Annotated in this window: 10 protein-coding genes; 5 read left to right on the plus strand and 5 right to left on the minus strand. The window is 40.5% G+C overall.

Annotated elements, in window-relative coordinates:
- Positions 1–61: 61 nt before the first annotated feature.
- Positions 62–463 (minus strand): response regulator, encoded by a 402-nt coding sequence (locus ABTP35_RS00810; RefSeq protein ID WP_224836526.1) that lies wholly within the window; start codon positions 461–463, stop codon positions 62–64.
- Positions 464–788: 325 nt separating this feature from the next.
- Between ABTP35_RS00810 and ABTP35_RS00815 the strand changes: the two genes are divergently transcribed.
- The 4 genes from ABTP35_RS00815 to ABTP35_RS00830 all read left to right on the plus strand — a co-directional run bounded on the left by ABTP35_RS00815 (position 789) and on the right by ABTP35_RS00830 (position 5,610).
- On the plus strand, positions 789–2,594 hold the full coding sequence (locus ABTP35_RS00815) for an ATP-binding protein (RefSeq protein WP_375334346.1): 1,806 nt from the start codon (positions 789–791) through the stop codon (positions 2,592–2,594).
- 1 nt (position 2,595) lies between these two features.
- The gene (locus ABTP35_RS00820) at positions 2,596–3,012 is read left to right on the plus strand and encodes a response regulator (protein WP_293294759.1); all 417 of its coding nucleotides are present in this window, start codon (positions 2,596–2,598) and stop codon (positions 3,010–3,012) included.
- A 106-nt stretch (positions 3,013–3,118) separates the two neighbouring features.
- Positions 3,119–3,724, plus strand: a complete 606-nt coding sequence (locus ABTP35_RS00825; RefSeq protein WP_375334347.1) for an NAD(P)H-dependent oxidoreductase — start codon at positions 3,119–3,121, stop codon at positions 3,722–3,724.
- Positions 3,721–5,610, plus strand: a complete 1,890-nt coding sequence (locus tag ABTP35_RS00830) for a monovalent cation:proton antiporter-2 (CPA2) family protein (RefSeq protein WP_293294757.1) — start codon at positions 3,721–3,723, stop codon at positions 5,608–5,610. Before ABTP35_RS00825 ends, ABTP35_RS00830 begins: the two co-directional genes overlap by 4 nt.
- A gap of 66 nt (positions 5,611–5,676) precedes the next feature.
- Here ABTP35_RS00830 and ABTP35_RS00835 read toward each other — a convergent pair whose 3' ends face one another.
- A complete protein-coding gene (locus ABTP35_RS00835; RefSeq protein ID WP_293294755.1) occupies positions 5,677–7,338 on the minus strand; it encodes a cadherin repeat domain-containing protein in 1,662 nt (553 codons plus the stop codon).
- Between the two features lie 207 nt (positions 7,339–7,545).
- Between ABTP35_RS00835 and ABTP35_RS00840 the strand changes: the two genes are divergently transcribed.
- Positions 7,546–8,724, plus strand: a complete 1,179-nt coding sequence (locus tag ABTP35_RS00840; protein WP_375334348.1) for a hypothetical protein — start codon at positions 7,546–7,548, stop codon at positions 8,722–8,724.
- Between the two features lie 51 nt (positions 8,725–8,775).
- Here the strand turns inward: ABTP35_RS00840 and ABTP35_RS00845 are convergent, their stop codons facing one another.
- From ABTP35_RS00845 to ABTP35_RS00855, 3 genes are all read right to left on the minus strand, one after another.
- A complete protein-coding gene (locus ABTP35_RS00845) occupies positions 8,776–9,531 on the minus strand; it encodes a LytTR family DNA-binding domain-containing protein (RefSeq protein ID WP_313790247.1) in 756 nt (251 codons plus the stop codon).
- Positions 9,528–12,431, minus strand: coding sequence for a histidine kinase (locus ABTP35_RS00850; RefSeq protein WP_375334349.1), 2,904 nt, complete (start codon positions 12,429–12,431; stop codon positions 9,528–9,530). Before ABTP35_RS00850 ends, ABTP35_RS00845 begins: the two co-directional genes overlap by 4 nt.
- 233 nt (positions 12,432–12,664) lie before the next feature.
- Positions 12,665–14,728 (minus strand): DUF11 domain-containing protein, encoded by a 2,064-nt coding sequence (locus tag ABTP35_RS00855; protein WP_293294733.1) that lies wholly within the window; start codon positions 14,726–14,728, stop codon positions 12,665–12,667.
- Positions 14,729–14,769 lie beyond the last annotated feature (41 nt).

Genomic DNA, 14,769 nt, shown 5'->3' on the forward strand with positions numbered 1-14,769 from the left:
TTTCAAAAGTAGGAAAACATTTACCCAATGAGTAAGTTTTGTTGTGAAATGCCGTTTTTAACTAGGCTTTGACCAGTTCGTTGATGTTCCAGTACTCCAGAACGTTTCGTATTTTGGTTTCATAATCCTCGTATTTGAGGGGTTTTATAATATAACCTGCAATACCTATTTTGTAACATTCCAATAGATCGTCCCGGTTTTCGGATGTGGTAAGCACTATTGTGGGCAAGTATTTTATTTTTTTATGTTCTTTTAATATGCCCAAGAATTCGATTCCGTTCATTCGGGGCATGTTCAGATCCAGTAAAATGATATCCGGCAAGGATTTGCCAGACTCCAAATATTCCAACGCTTCTTCACCGTTTTTAGCTTCGATCAAGGTATGCTTGGTTTCCAATTTGGAAAGGGTTCGCTGAAACTTCATAGTTTCGATAGCGTCGTCCTCAATGAATAAGATGTGCATTGTTATGGAATTTAAGTGATGGTCAAAATAAGTCAATCATCCTGAGATTTGATCTTCAAGAGCGATTAAACACTCATTTACTGTAGACGAATGGTAAATATGTGTCGACGAATGTAATTGGAAATCCCACCAATTTTGGTGTTCCATCAAATTTGAATAGGTCGGCAATCCCTGTACACATTGGGATGAAAGTCCTTGATCGATTAATTTTTGTTATCAAATGCATTACAACGATCAATATATGTAATACAGAATAATTTTGTAGATTTATATATGTATCCCCCTACAAATAGTGTTTTAATTTATCAAATCGGAACCTTTCTTTATGTGGAGTAGAATTTTGAAGGTTATTGCGGCACTGTACATCCCCTTATTGATTTTCTCGCTTGTTTGGTCGTATTGGGCAAAACAAAATTTGATTGATAATTTGGTGGTGATACAGCAAAAAGATATCGGTAAAAAGAACTATCAAATATTAGATCAATGTGAAGTCCTTATAGATATTACCTCCTACTGGGCCAATGTGTCCATACCCGTCGGTTCTTTGGACGGCAATAAGGTGGACACCAAATTTATCGAAGAATACATAAGGATTATGCAAGGTTACGATCCTTACGACCAACTACGATTTTTAGATTTACATGGGAACGAGATTTTACGTTACGAACGGATTGACAAATACACCCTGAAACCCAAACCATTGCAACGCAAGGTAGATCGTGATTATTTTCAAAAAGGTCTGTCGCTTAAAAAAGGACAGATCTATATTTCTTCCATAGACCTTAATAGAGAATATGGCATTCTGGAATTACCCCATAAGCCTGTTATTCGTGGGGTAACCCCAATTTTTGATACCAATCAAGAACAAGTAGGATTGGCGGTCATCAATTTTAACATGACCAAGGTTTTTAATTTGATCAACACAAAACTATCCGAAGACAACTTTTATTTGATCGATGGTCAAAAAAATGTTCTCACAACCAATGCTTCCAAGAGTATTCTTCCCCATCAAGCCAAAATGAGCAAGGTGGATTCCATGATCAGGAAAAAAATCGAGTTAAAAAGCCTAATTTTTAAAACAGATACCGTATTTGTAGAAAACGGAAGCCTTTGGTTATATAAAAATGTGAATATCGGTTTTGAAAAAGATGTTGGCATGAACCGTTATGAGCAAGCTTCCAACATTGTAACGGATAACGACTGGGCCATCATCCAGGAGGTCCCGGAATCTTATATAGATGCCAGACAATCTGTTGTCAATAAGAATTTGGTACTTATGAACATTTTAACGGCCATAGTTGCATTTTTTGTCGCATGGTACTATGTACAACTACAAAAAGAACGAAGCATGTTTGTTTCCGAACTGGAAGAAAAGAACAATGCATTGGCCAAGGGCAAGGTGCAACTTGAGGCAACCAACTTATTGCTCAAAAAAGTAAACAACAAATTGTGGTTGCGCAACCAGCAATTGGAAGAGTTCAACTACGTGGTGGCACATAATCTTAAATCACCGGTGAGCAGTATGTCCATTGTGGTGGATTTATTAAGTAAATCCAAAGATCAAAAATCTTTTGACGAATTTTTTCCAAAACTTAGATCCATTTCCGAGAGTATTAAAACCCTTACCGAAGATGTCCACACCTACGTTTCCATATTGAACAATAAAAATTTAAAGATTGAAAACGTAAATTTGCTGTTGTTGTTCAAGGATGTTGAAAACGATTTTGTTGAAACCCTTTTGGACCGTGAGGCCAGCAACTTTAAGACCATATATAAACTGGACGCCTGGCACTCACTTAAATGCTCCAAGTTTTACATGAAGAGTATTTTTCAGAACTTGTTGTCCAATGCCATTAAATACAGAAAACCTAATACCGAATCCCATTTTATTGTAGAAACAGCATGGGAGAACAACCAAAAAGTTATGTATGTTAGGGATAACGGACTCGGTATAAATATGGACCGTCATCGAGATAGCATATTTAAACTCTATAAAAAGTTCCATCGCAATGTTTCTGGCAAAGGTATGGGCCTATTTATAGTAAAATCGCAATTGGAGGCCATGAACGCCACAATCGAAATAGAGAGTGAAGAAGGTGTTGGCACAACGTTTAAAATAAAATTTAGCTAATATGAAAAAGTCGAGTATTTTATTGGTAGATGATGACGAGATTTATTTGTTCGTCACAAAAAAACTATTGAACAGCTTGTCCAATGATCTCATCGTAAACAGCTTTACGGATGGTGAACAGGCACTGGAATATGTGCATGTATGTTTAAGTGAAAACGTCAACTTGCCAGAAATTATTCTTTTGGATATCAATATGCCCTATTTGGATGGTTGGGGTTTTCTATCGGAATTCAAGAAAATAAAGCCAAAACTGGAAGACCAAAAAGTAAAGATATTCATGGTTACTTCCTCCAACAGTGAAGAAGATATTAAAAAAGCCAAAGAGTTTGAAGAGATTACTGGCTATGTTGTAAAGCCCATTTACGAAGACAAATTAAAAGATATCTTGACCGAGGTGTTCAATACCTCTTTGGAGTAACATAAACAATACCGCCCTTTTTATTTTATAATATTTATATATTAAAAATACCCGACCATTAACCGGAATATAGTCATCTTTGGTTGGTTAGGCTTATTTTTGCGGTATGTCCAAAGTATTGATATTATTCGCACACCCAAAGTTCGAGGCTTCCAAGGCCAACAAGGCCCTTGTAGATCAAGTCAAGGATATTCCGGGAGTAACCTTCAACGATCTGTACGAAAACTATCCAGATTTTCTGATCGATGTGGAAAAGGAAAAAGAAATTTTGAACAACCACGACATCATTATTTGGCACCATCCGTTTTATTGGTACAGTTGCCCACCCTTGCTCAAGCAATGGATAGACCTCGTACTGGAGTTCAATTGGGCCTATGGTCCAAAAGGAAACGCCCTGCAGGGCAAAAAATGTCTGAATGCCATTACCACAGGAGGCACTCAGGAAGTCTATTGCGCTCAAGGATCCAACATGTACACGGTCCATGAGTTTTTACGCCCTTTTGAACAGACCGCCAGACTTTGTAGCATGGAATACTTGCCCCCGTTCGCGGTTATGGGAACCCATTACCTATCGGAAAGCGATTTAAACACATATGCCAGCCAATATGCCGATCTGGTCAGGTCTATATTGAATGATTCACTTTTGGAGAATAAAAAAGACAGCTCCTTACTAAACAACATCCCTAAACCAAAAAATCTGAATTCCTTATGACCGGAAGTATACTTTTTCAAGCCATTGTGTTTCTTGCCGGAGCGGTTATTTGCGTGCCTATCGCCAAGCGACTTGGCCTAAGTTCGGTTTTGGGATATTTATTGGCCGGGGTTCTTATTGGCCCATTTCTTTTGGGATTTGTTGGTGAAGAAGGTGACGACATCCTTCATTTTGCCGAGTTCGGTGTGGTAATGATGCTTTTTTTGATCGGCCTGGAAATAGAACCCAAAAACTTTTGGAAGATGCGAAAGACCATTTTGGGCTTGGGCGGATTACAAGTTTTGGCTACCACTGCGCTATCATATCTGTTTTTTACCTGGGTAGGTTACGAATGGAAAGTGGCCCTGACCGTTTCCATGGCCGTTGCACTATCATCCACGGCCATTACTTTGCAGACCCTAAAAGAAAAGGGACTGTTCCAAACCACTTACGGAACATCCTCCTTTTCCATCCTTCTCTTTCAGGATATCATCGTCATCTTTATGTTGGGTGCCCTTCCATTATTGTCCAACAATGCCAGCGGAGCTGCCACGGACACTCATTCCGGCAGTGCCAATTTATTGGAGAATTTGCCATTGGGACTACAGACCCTCGCCATTATCCTTTCGGTAGCAATTATCGTTGTTGCCGGTAGGTATTTGATAGTTCCCCTTTTGCGTAAAGTGGCCACTGCAAGGCTAAGGGAGTTATTGACCGCCTCTGCCCTTTTGATCGTAACGGGCATATCCTTTTTAATGGAATTTGTAGGTCTTAGCCCGGCACTAGGCGCTTTTTTGGGCGGAGTGGTCTTGGCGACCAGTGAGTTTAAGCACGAACTTGAAAGCACTTTGGAACCCTTTAAGGATTTGTTATTGGGATTATTTTTTATGGCCGTAGGTGCTTCCATAAACTTTATGGTAATCCAAGAAAACCCAGGAACCGTCGGCGGATTTTTATTGGCCATTATAGTTTTAAAGGCCTTGGTCCTTTTTATTGTAGGTGCAGTATTTAAGTTAAAATTGGATCAACGATTGTTATTGACCGTTGGGCTTGCACAAATTGGTGAATTTGCCTTTGTTTTGCTCTCGTTTGCATTCCAATTGGATATTTTAAGTAAAGAAATGATGGATATAATGCTGGTTATTACAGCATTGACCATGACACTCACCCCTATTTTGAGCATGGTAAACGAACGTTTGGTCCTTCCAAAAGTAGGCACCAAGGAATCCGAGAAACGACCAATTGACCATATCGCCAAAAACAGTAAGATCATTTTGGTCGGTTTTGGACATTTTGGCAGTACCATTGGAAGGTTTTTAAGAGCACATGGCGTTGAGGCCACTATTTTGGATTCCGATTCGAACAGGGTGGATTTTTTAAGAAGAATGGGGTTTGAGGTCTATTATGGAGACGCAACACGAATCGACCTATTGGAATCTGCCGGAATAGGACAAGCCGATATGTTGATAAGTGCCATAGACAACCCGGATACCACGTTAAAACTGGTAGAACTTGTAAAGCACAAACACCCAAATGTACAATTGATCGTTAGGGCCAAAAACCGTTACGATGCCTTTAAATTATTGAACCTCGGGGTAGAAAATATATATCGTGAATCCTTGGATACCTCGGTAAAGATGGCCAGCGATGTTCTAAGTCAATTAGGTTTTAGAAAACATACTTTGCACAGGCAGGCCCAGAATTTCATCAAAATGGATGTAGAACTGCTAAAGCGCCAGTCACAATTGCCCAAAATCGATAAAGATTATATTTTCCAAGCCAGAGAATCCATGGCGCAACAGGAAAAAGTCTTGGAGGACGACCTCAAAAGAGGGATTATGGGCAACGACGGACATTGGGACACCGAACAAATGCGGATATCCTACAGCACCAATAAAGAGCAATAACAAGTAAAAACCCAAACTTTTTAAATAAAGGTTTGGGCTTTTGTATTGTTTGTGCAATGGAAAAACTTAAAAACGAACCAATACATTGGCAGAAACGGTAATGTTTTGGTCCTGTGCACTGGTAACGGTCATAATTGCCGTAAAATTATCTTGGGACCCCAAAACATTCAACAACGTAACTTGCCCGGAATTATTAAGTTCCAAAATAGAACTTGCCGTATTTTGCCCGTTTATCTTATAGTCACTAAAAGTCACAACATAATCGCTTGCTAAATCAGTATTGGCGATTCTAACCCCATCCAAAAACACGGACGGCGTAAACGCAACATCACCTGGACTACTGCTGGATGAAACAAATACGGATATATCATTTAAGGTAAGTTCTCCCAAATCGTTTAAAGTAATGGTAACGGGAACACTATTGGTGGTACCCCTTTGATCCGTAGCTTTTAAGGTAGCAGTGATTGTTGGATTGGTTTCATAATCAAATGCCGATGCATCATTAACCTGTAAAAATCCCTGCCCTGTAACACTTAATGCCCCGGGCACGGATTCATTGGAAAGCGAATAGCTTAAGGTGCCATGTACGCCCTCCCTGTAGTCAACGATGTATTGCGAAAAAATACCTAAAGTATTGCCATTGGGCAGGTTTTCGTTCACGCTAATGTTCCCTTGAGAAGTAACATTAAAGCCCCATTGCGGCTCTTGTATATTGTTTAGGTGAACAACAATGAAAATGTCTTGTGAGTTGCCCTGATTATCCGTAATAGTAACCGTAGCTGCCTTGTCACCTGTTTCATAATCCATTAAATAACCATAGTTTACAATTACATCTCCGTTAGTATCTATCACCAATAAATCTGGTGTAATTTGTGAAATGGAATAGCTCAGTACAATGTTGGAGTCGGTCAATGCGGGAGCAATATTGCCGATCACTGTACCACTATTGGGGTGTTCGTCTATAGTAAAGGCTGTGTTTTCTGCCGTCCAACTGGTCTCTGCCACATCTATCAAAGAAATGGTGATCACATTTTCTTGAGTTCTCCCGTTGGCATCTGTAACCGTAAACTTGGCCGTAATGGTAGGGTTAGTCTCAAAATCAAAAAGACTGGCATCGTTTACCAGTAAAGCCTTTCCATCCATGCGCAAAGCATTGGCCGGACTTTGTTCGCTTAAAGTTACCGTTACTTCCCCATCCAACTCAGGATTATAGTTTGATATGGCCACGATCAATAATTGCTCGTTGTTTTCCGGGTTTTCGTACATACCGACCTCAATTGGCCCAATGCTCCATGTCGCCTCATGGACATCGTTTAAGGTAAGGGTTACGTTCAAATCCTTGGATTCATCCCCGACCGTCACCGTTACAACTGCGGTAAATTCTGGGTTGGTTTCAAAATCCAAGATAGATTTATCGTTTAGGATCAGGTTGTTCCCTTCAATGGCAAAGACCCCATCAACAGATTGCGATTTGATCGAGAATACCGGTTCAACGCCTTCCGCGCCCTCCACAGTAATGTAGTCGGCCAACGATGCCAACGAAAGTTCCAAAGATTCACCGTCTTCAATTTGGGTTACTTCATCCATGGTTATGGTAACATCTTGTGCAGTAATTTCAACAGTTGCCTCGGGTATCGGGTTATCGGTATCCTCGGCATCATCGGAACAAGAAAAAAATAATGATCCTACTGCCAACGTGTAGATAAATGTAAGATTGGTGTGCTTCATTTTTAATTTGATTTAATTAAGGTTTAAAGCCCAAAACTAGAATGGCCCCATCGGCGATCAGTGTTATTTTTTTTGAATGGATGGATTTTTTTTCTGAATGATATCGTCAATTATTGCTTAGAAGAAAAAATGGTGGTTTAAGAAAGTTTCGTAGAAATAAGTACTGTTTTGAACCCTACTTTGTGGTGAAAATAAACCTACAACAAAATGAAAAGAATTTATGTGCTGTTGCTTACAGGGATGGTATTCGGAGTTCAATCCACTGAGGCCCAGTTTATGAAAAAGCTGAAGAAAGCTGCCAAAAAGGAACTCAACAAGACTTTGGACGGAAAGGAAGAGGAGGAAGCCAAAACAGCTGCGCCCACAAAACCAGTGAGTGGTATGTCCAACCAAAACACACCGGAAACAACCAATGCCGATGAACCTGCTTCCCATACCGAAGAACAGGAAAAAATGGTCAACCTCTATGAGATTACGGAGCCATATGTGTTTATGCACAACAGAAACAAGGTAAAGGCCTGGCCACTTTATAAAAAAGATTATACCGATGAGAAAGGCTTATCCGGCACCTACTATTTATCTAGTGTAATGCTAGACCAAGTGGGTAGTCATTTTGCTGAATTCCCCCTGTTTGCCTATGGTGGTTTTTCCTTGGAATATGATCCAAAGGCCTACAATGGTACCATGCACTTGTCCGATGAGGCCAAGAACCATTTTGTAATCTTGGAAGAATATAAGGAGCTGGTTGATCGAGGTACCTTTATCATCGAATTTGCAAATTTTGCAGGACCCGAAGCCATGAAAATGAAGCGTGCCTACGCTATTGAAAAAGACGTACTTATAGTTGCGCCCCCCGTTGTACCTATCAAAGGGCAAAAATATGGCAACGAATGGATCGGCAACGACCAGTACTTGTTAATAGGAAGGGACTTAGCGCATCTTCAGGATTTGCTACAAACCCCAGAATACGTAAAAAAGCGTAGTGTTGAGGTTTTTGATATGCTGCAGATGCACTTGGAAGAGCAAAGTTTGGCCAATGCTCCCGCCCTACCGGCCAGAGGTATGAAAAATGCCAGCTTGGAGGCAGACGGCCTTCGTTTTATAAAGGAAAGAGCCGCTTACTACAAGTGGAAAGAACAGCCCGTTTATGCCTATATACAATCCAATGACTGGAACATAATTACACATGCCCTTACCGGTGTTCCATTGCGAAGAGAACTTAAATTGATTACCGTAATGAAAACGCCCGAAGGAAATTACAAGCGAGAAGGCTTTTTTATAGGTCAAAAATACAATGGCAGCAGCTATGGAAAAAGTTATATGCTTATGAACGATCAGCGCATTTACTATGTAAAAAAAGAAGAAGCCTTAAAATACAAGAGCTAGGACCCACAATTATCGATAACAAAAAAGCGACCTTAGAGGTCGCTTTTTTTATTACCAAAATGTTTCTTTCACCACACTTATGAACTCATCTTTTTTACTTTTGGATATAGGGATTCTTTTCTTGTTCTCCATAAGCAAAAAGTCACCGTCCTCACGGATTAGTTCCTCTACATATTTTAAGTTGATCAAATACGATCTGTGGCATTTAAAAAATAAGTTGTTGTCCGCCAATTGCTCCACAAAAAATTTAAGCGGCTTGCAAATGGTCTTATTGTTCTCCTTGTTCATATACACAGTGGTGTACATTCCATCCGCTTCAAAATAAAGAATATCGTTGTACGAAACAAAGAGGATGCCCTTGGGCACTTCCAGGGCTATTTTGTTAAGACTGATCATCTTTAAGGATGTCCGTAAGTGTTCGATCTTCGAGTGTATTGCTTCACTATTGGCCAAAGCTTCCGCTTTTTCAACCGCAATTTTAAGTTCATCGGTATCGATCGGTTTTAAAAGATAGTCTATGGCGTTCAGCTTAAAGGCATCCACGGCATATGAACTGTAGGCCGTGGTGAATATTATCTGAAAATCCACAGGTTCTGTAAAGTGCTCCAATAGTTCCAATCCCGAGGCTTTTGGCATCTCAATATCCAAAAACACCAGTTGCGGCCGTTCTTTTTTTATTAGTGCCACACCCTCTTCCAAATCCTTTGCCAAATCCAATTTTTGAATCTGTGGACAATTCTCCCGAATTAAATGGGACAGGAGGTTTCTTGCCTTTTCTTCGTCATCAATTACTATAGCGTTCATCATCCATTTTTTTGTAGAGGAATGTTAATGGTCACCAAAGTACCTTGCTGGCCCAATACTTTTAAATCCATAACTTCCAGTTGTATTTTTTTTGATCTTTTTAAATTGTACAGTTCTACCCTTTCCATGTTGGCCCTGTTCGCAAATGGTTTGTGTTCGCGGCTTTTCTTTTGCTCTTCGGATGCCCTTATTCCTATTCCATTGTCCTTTATGGTACAAACCAGATCGGTATGGGCATCATTTAGATCAAAGGTGATACTTAGCTTGTTTTGTTCGGCAGCCCTGCGCAATCCATGTTTAATGGCGTTTTCCACATAGGGTTGAATAAATATTGACGGAATTTTTGTCCCGTTCACATCTACTTCGGGTGCAACCTTTATGGAATAATCCAACTTTTCCTCAAAACGGATTTTTTCCAATTGCAAATAAAGTTTTAATGCTTCTAGTTCTTCGGCAAGCGTTACCTCATTTTTTTGCCCATGCTCCAAATAGATCCGTATCAATCTTGAAAACTTGACCAAATATGTTCGGGCCAAGTCTTTTTCATTATTGATGATGTACAGCTGTATGGAATTTAAGGCATTGAACATAAAATGCGGATTCATCTGCGATCTTAGGTTTTCCAACTTTAGGTTGGTCAATCGTTTATCTTTGATCAAGCTTGCCAGCTCCTTTTGTTTTTCCTCTTCCTTGGTTCGTATTTTATGTTTAAAATATAGACCGACGGAAATAACGATCACTAAAAAACTAATTGCTAAAAACCACCAAGTCGACCAAAACGGACGGGCTATGGATACATCTACAGAAAGTGTTTCTCCTTTTAACCTTGAGGAAACCGGTCTAATATTAAATGTAAAATTACCAGGCGGAAGACTTTCGTAGGTAACAGGTGATGTATTTGTGGTAAGCCAAGTGGTATCCAGACCCTGCAATTGATATTCGTACAAAACAAACTCAGGACTTCTAAAGGTGTTGGTATGGAACCCAAAGCTGATCGCATTAAGATGGTGCGGCAATCTGTATGTACTCTGCACCGTTGTATCCCTATTATTTATTTTGATTTGGGTAAAGTACATGTCCGGCACCCGAGCTTGCTTAAAGCTGGTGTGTACATTTTTATCGAATATGAACAAGTCTTTTTGAGAAGCAGCGAAAACAAGATCTTTGGTAATCTCTACATCCACCAGACTATTGGGCATACCATCGCGCCCTGTTATGCTTTTTATATCTCCCGTTTGGGTATCCACTACTTGAATTCCATGTTGGGTGTTGATCCATAACTTATATCCATCGCTCTCCAAATTCTGAATATTGGTGCCCAACAAGCCATCTTTTATGTTAAATGTCTTGATCACCTTTTTGTTCTTGATTCCGAGCAGCCCATGTTTTGGATTGGAACCCCAAACGGTACCATCCGCTGTTCGCGCTAAATTGGAAACATATATGGGTTGATCTCTATAATAAATAGAAGTAGGGTTCCAGAGACCATCGTAGTGCACGAGCTCATCTATATACGCAATGTAAGTTTCCTTGGTCAAAGTATCTGTAACTGCGGCATAGGGCCGTTTTTGCATAATCACGGTAGAGTCGATTTCTTTGCTCTTCGCGTTATTGTACAGAACCGATTTATTGTAGGTCAAGTATATGGACTCCCGTTCGTTGAGAAACACAAGGTCCTTGCTCACATCGTACTTTCTATTTTGGGGAATCAAACGTTTTGTTGCCAGATCTAAGCTATATGAGCCATCCCCGTTGGTACTCACTATTACCCTATTGGTAAAAGGATTAAAAAAGATTTTGTTGATGACACTTTTGCCCGGCAAACGTATTGAACCTACCACCTTCATGGTATTTAGGTCCATTAAAACAATTTCACCTTTGGTCGTAGACAGAATCAACTGGTCATTGGTGTTTACCACGGACGAAATACTGCCATCCAACCATTCCAAACTCAACTTCTCCAAAGCAATGTTCGGAACAAGAAAAACTCCATTCCTTAATGTGGTCAACCAATAATTGCTATCATTGTCCTTAGTAACGCTGGTTACAAAAAACTCCTCCAAAATGTGATTTTTAAGATGATAATCACCATTTTGGTAGGTATAGATCAATACTCCATGATCGGTAGCAAACCATATTTCATTTTCCAAATAGGTAACCTGGGCGATTCGTACCTTGCCAAGCTCTGTAAACCCGGAAAATTTATGCAACTGGTCCCTTTGTCCGAATATTTGAATCTGCAATTGTTGGTTTTCGATGGAACTGATAGCCAATTCTCCATGTATCTTTAAAAAGTATGGGTACCTAATATTTTTTTCAGATTTGATTTTATGCAATAGTACTAATTCATTATCCGCCAATTGATATACTTCGTCTGTTCGTGCAATAAAGTATAGCTCCCCCTCCACTACTTGAGAGTGAATTACTTCCAAACTATATTTAAAAATGGTTTTTCCGGTCGATTTATCAAGTACTAAAAGTCCTTGGGAAGAACTAACCACGAGATTTTTGTCCACATGGTGCAATTGGGCCAGATTTCCTTTTAATTGGCTATTGAGGTCTATAAAAAGAGATAGTTGTTCACCTTTGGGGGCCCTTAAAATTTGCCCATGCAGGTTATTGCACCATATGGTGCCCTGTTTGTCTTCCGAAAGATTGAAAACCGATCGCCCTTTTTGGTCAGGAATGGAGTGTTCCGTAAAAGCTTCTCCGTTGTAACTGAACAAACCTGTGTTTCCGGCAAGCCAAATCAGGTTGCTCCCATCTTTGATTATTGTATAACATTCCAAACATGGAACACCGTCCTTTTCCGTTAAATGTAGGGTAACGGGTTCTTGCGCAAAGCTGCAGTTTCCTTGGACAAAAAACAGAAATAACACAATACGTTTGAGGAGATATCTCATTACCGCAAACATATTATGTTTTAGGGAATATATTTTATGATTTTTGCTAAATACCCAATGTTTGTTGCTGAGCAACTTTGGTAATCATTTAAGGGCACCTATACCTGTCCGAATCATCTTCCAGGACAAAATTTATACTTGAATTGATTAGTTGAATTGACCTTTCAAAATTGGTGTTGGAAAAAAATCTAAATTAAAAAGTGTTTTACATTTTTTAACCATGACCTACTAAGTCAATTTCGGTTTACGCGAACGGTAATTCTCCGGTTGGTAATTACCGATGTTGGAGCAATCCGATTGACCTGAACATCCACTGATGGATTATCTGTCGTGATGTTGCCATCTGTTTGATCTTGTGAATTGGTAATGGTATTGGTATAGGTTACGGATGCATTGTAAATATTATCCAATCGGGTCTTCGCTACCAACGTCATGGTCACCAGTTCGCCTCTACTCATGGTGCCTACATTCCAATTGGGGTAACTGAACGATCCTTTGGATACACTCGCGGACACAAAATCCAGACCTGTGGGCAATAAGTCTGTTATTTGTAGATTGGTAACAGGATCGTGCCCTAGACTTTCCACCGAAATATCGAATGTGACCAGATCCCCTTCATTTACGGAAACATCGACCGTAGATTTATCGAGAACAATATCGGCATCGCAATAGTATACTTCGATCGTATTGGAATCGTAGGTACATGGTCCCCTGGTCACCCGCAAATAATAATCTCCCGCCATACTGGCATTATATGTTGCCGAGGTTGCACCGGGAATCAGAGCTCCGTCCCCGTACCATTGGTAGGCATCAAAGGTTTCCCCACTGGCAATCCCCAATGAGGCACCGGGCAAGCAATAATTACCTGTTATCTGTAAATTTACATCCGGTGCTGTATCAAAACCTGAATAATAGCCTGCAATACCTCTTGCTCCATTAAACCCAAAAAATCCAACGGCAATAGGCCCGGTTGACTGAACACTGACATCTCCATTGAGGTTGGGTATGTAAAAGGTTTTCCAGTCAGAGCTTCCGGCCACCGTGTTGGCCGATGGTAATCCTACGGTTCCACTTGCATCGGAAACTACAATATTACTATCTGGTGTAGCGGTAGATGCGATGACCGTAATACCACCTGATACGTTAATACCTGCCGCATCTCGGATATCCGGAATATTGTCCATGGTATCGGTCATAAGGCAGTTAACGGGCGCCACAAAGTTCAATCCTTGGGTATATACTGCACTTGAGCCTGCCATACATTGGTAAGCGTAAACATCTTTGGAGGTTCTAACAAACATATTGGCGCCGACCGTATTTGAGGAATAATTGCCATTGGGGATTTCAAAATAATCCCCATTGTTAATGGTTGCAATCGGTGTTACGGAACCATTCACATAAATTTCCGTATTGTTTTGGGTACCGATGATCAATGGGAACTCTGTTGCTCCATTGGTGCTTCCATTTCCTCTTACAAAAACATATTCTTTACCAAGTCTGTTTTCGGGCACGGGCTGATCTATTCCTGCATCTCGGTTGCTGCTATTGGCTTGCCGTCCATAGTTCAAGGATCCGTTACTGATCACAATATCCTTGTCGGATACAATAGATGCCCCTATCCACCCATCTTCATGGGCCTGGGTCGCATTGTTTCCGATATAGGTCTCAAAAACAAAAGATTCGTTGGCATCCAACACAATTTGGTAGCTGTCCGCGGTAATTCCTGCTCGATTGGAACCCACTCTAAATTCGCAATTAGGATCGTAACCAAAAATATCTATGGTCGTATTATCTTCCGTGGCCATGATGCCCAAAGTGTTGGATTTTGACACATGGGTTCCCAAGTTGGGCACCCCGCCCCACTTAAAGCTAGTTCCCAAAGCTGCTCGCCCTTTCGATGTTAAAGAAGCGGCTTGCGAACCGGACCTTCCGCGATAGTTTACATAGAATTTGTTCCCGCCCGGTGCAATAAATCGTAATCCTCCATTGGTGAGTACCACTCCTGTATTGCCATCATCCACTAAAGTGATATTGTTGTTTCCATTGGGCAAATTGTACAGCCCAGAACTTGCATTCGAAATCGTGAAAGAAGTTATCGGCGTTCCACTGGTTCCCCGATATACATTTACCGTGAATGGAGTTGTTTCGGGTGTTGACAGGTACACCGATTGCTGTTGAATGGCACCATTATTTTGTCCTTGTCGCAAAGGCGGCAAATAATGGAGGTCGCTCAATTGTGCGAACGACCAGTTTGCCATCATAAAACACAGTATCGCAATCGTTGTTCTAAACCTCATTTTTCTATATTCTTGACACAAAATAAATACTGGCCTTAAAA

It is taken from the genome of Flagellimonas alginilytica, assembly GCF_042134605.1.
Lineage (GTDB): Bacteria > Bacteroidota > Bacteroidia > Flavobacteriales > Flavobacteriaceae > Flagellimonas > Flagellimonas alginolytica.

Bases quoted from the DNA above. Each gene is read 5' to 3' on its own strand.
- ABTP35_RS00810 (WP_224836526.1), bottom strand. From the start codon at position 463: ATGCACATCTTATTCATTGAGGACGACGCTATCGAAACTATGAAGTTT.
- ABTP35_RS00815 (WP_375334346.1), top strand. From the start codon at position 789: ATGTGGAGTAGAATTTTGAAGGTTATTGCGGCACTGTACATCCCCTTA.
- ABTP35_RS00820 (WP_293294759.1), top strand. From the start codon at position 2,596: ATGAAAAAGTCGAGTATTTTATTGGTAGATGATGACGAGATTTATTTG.
- ABTP35_RS00825 (WP_375334347.1), top strand. From the start codon at position 3,119: ATGTCCAAAGTATTGATATTATTCGCACACCCAAAGTTCGAGGCTTCC.
- ABTP35_RS00830 (WP_293294757.1), top strand. From the start codon at position 3,721: ATGACCGGAAGTATACTTTTTCAAGCCATTGTGTTTCTTGCCGGAGCG.
- ABTP35_RS00835 (WP_293294755.1), bottom strand. From the start codon at position 7,338: ATGAAGCACACCAATCTTACATTTATCTACACGTTGGCAGTAGGATCA.
- ABTP35_RS00840 (WP_375334348.1), top strand. From the start codon at position 7,546: ATGAAAAGAATTTATGTGCTGTTGCTTACAGGGATGGTATTCGGAGTT.
- ABTP35_RS00845 (WP_313790247.1), bottom strand. From the start codon at position 9,531: ATGATGAACGCTATAGTAATTGATGACGAAGAAAAGGCAAGAAACCTC.
- ABTP35_RS00850 (WP_375334349.1), bottom strand. From the start codon at position 12,431: ATGAGATATCTCCTCAAACGTATTGTGTTATTTCTGTTTTTTGTCCAA.
- ABTP35_RS00855 (WP_293294733.1), bottom strand. From the start codon at position 14,728: ATGAGGTTTAGAACAACGATTGCGATACTGTGTTTTATGATGGCAAAC.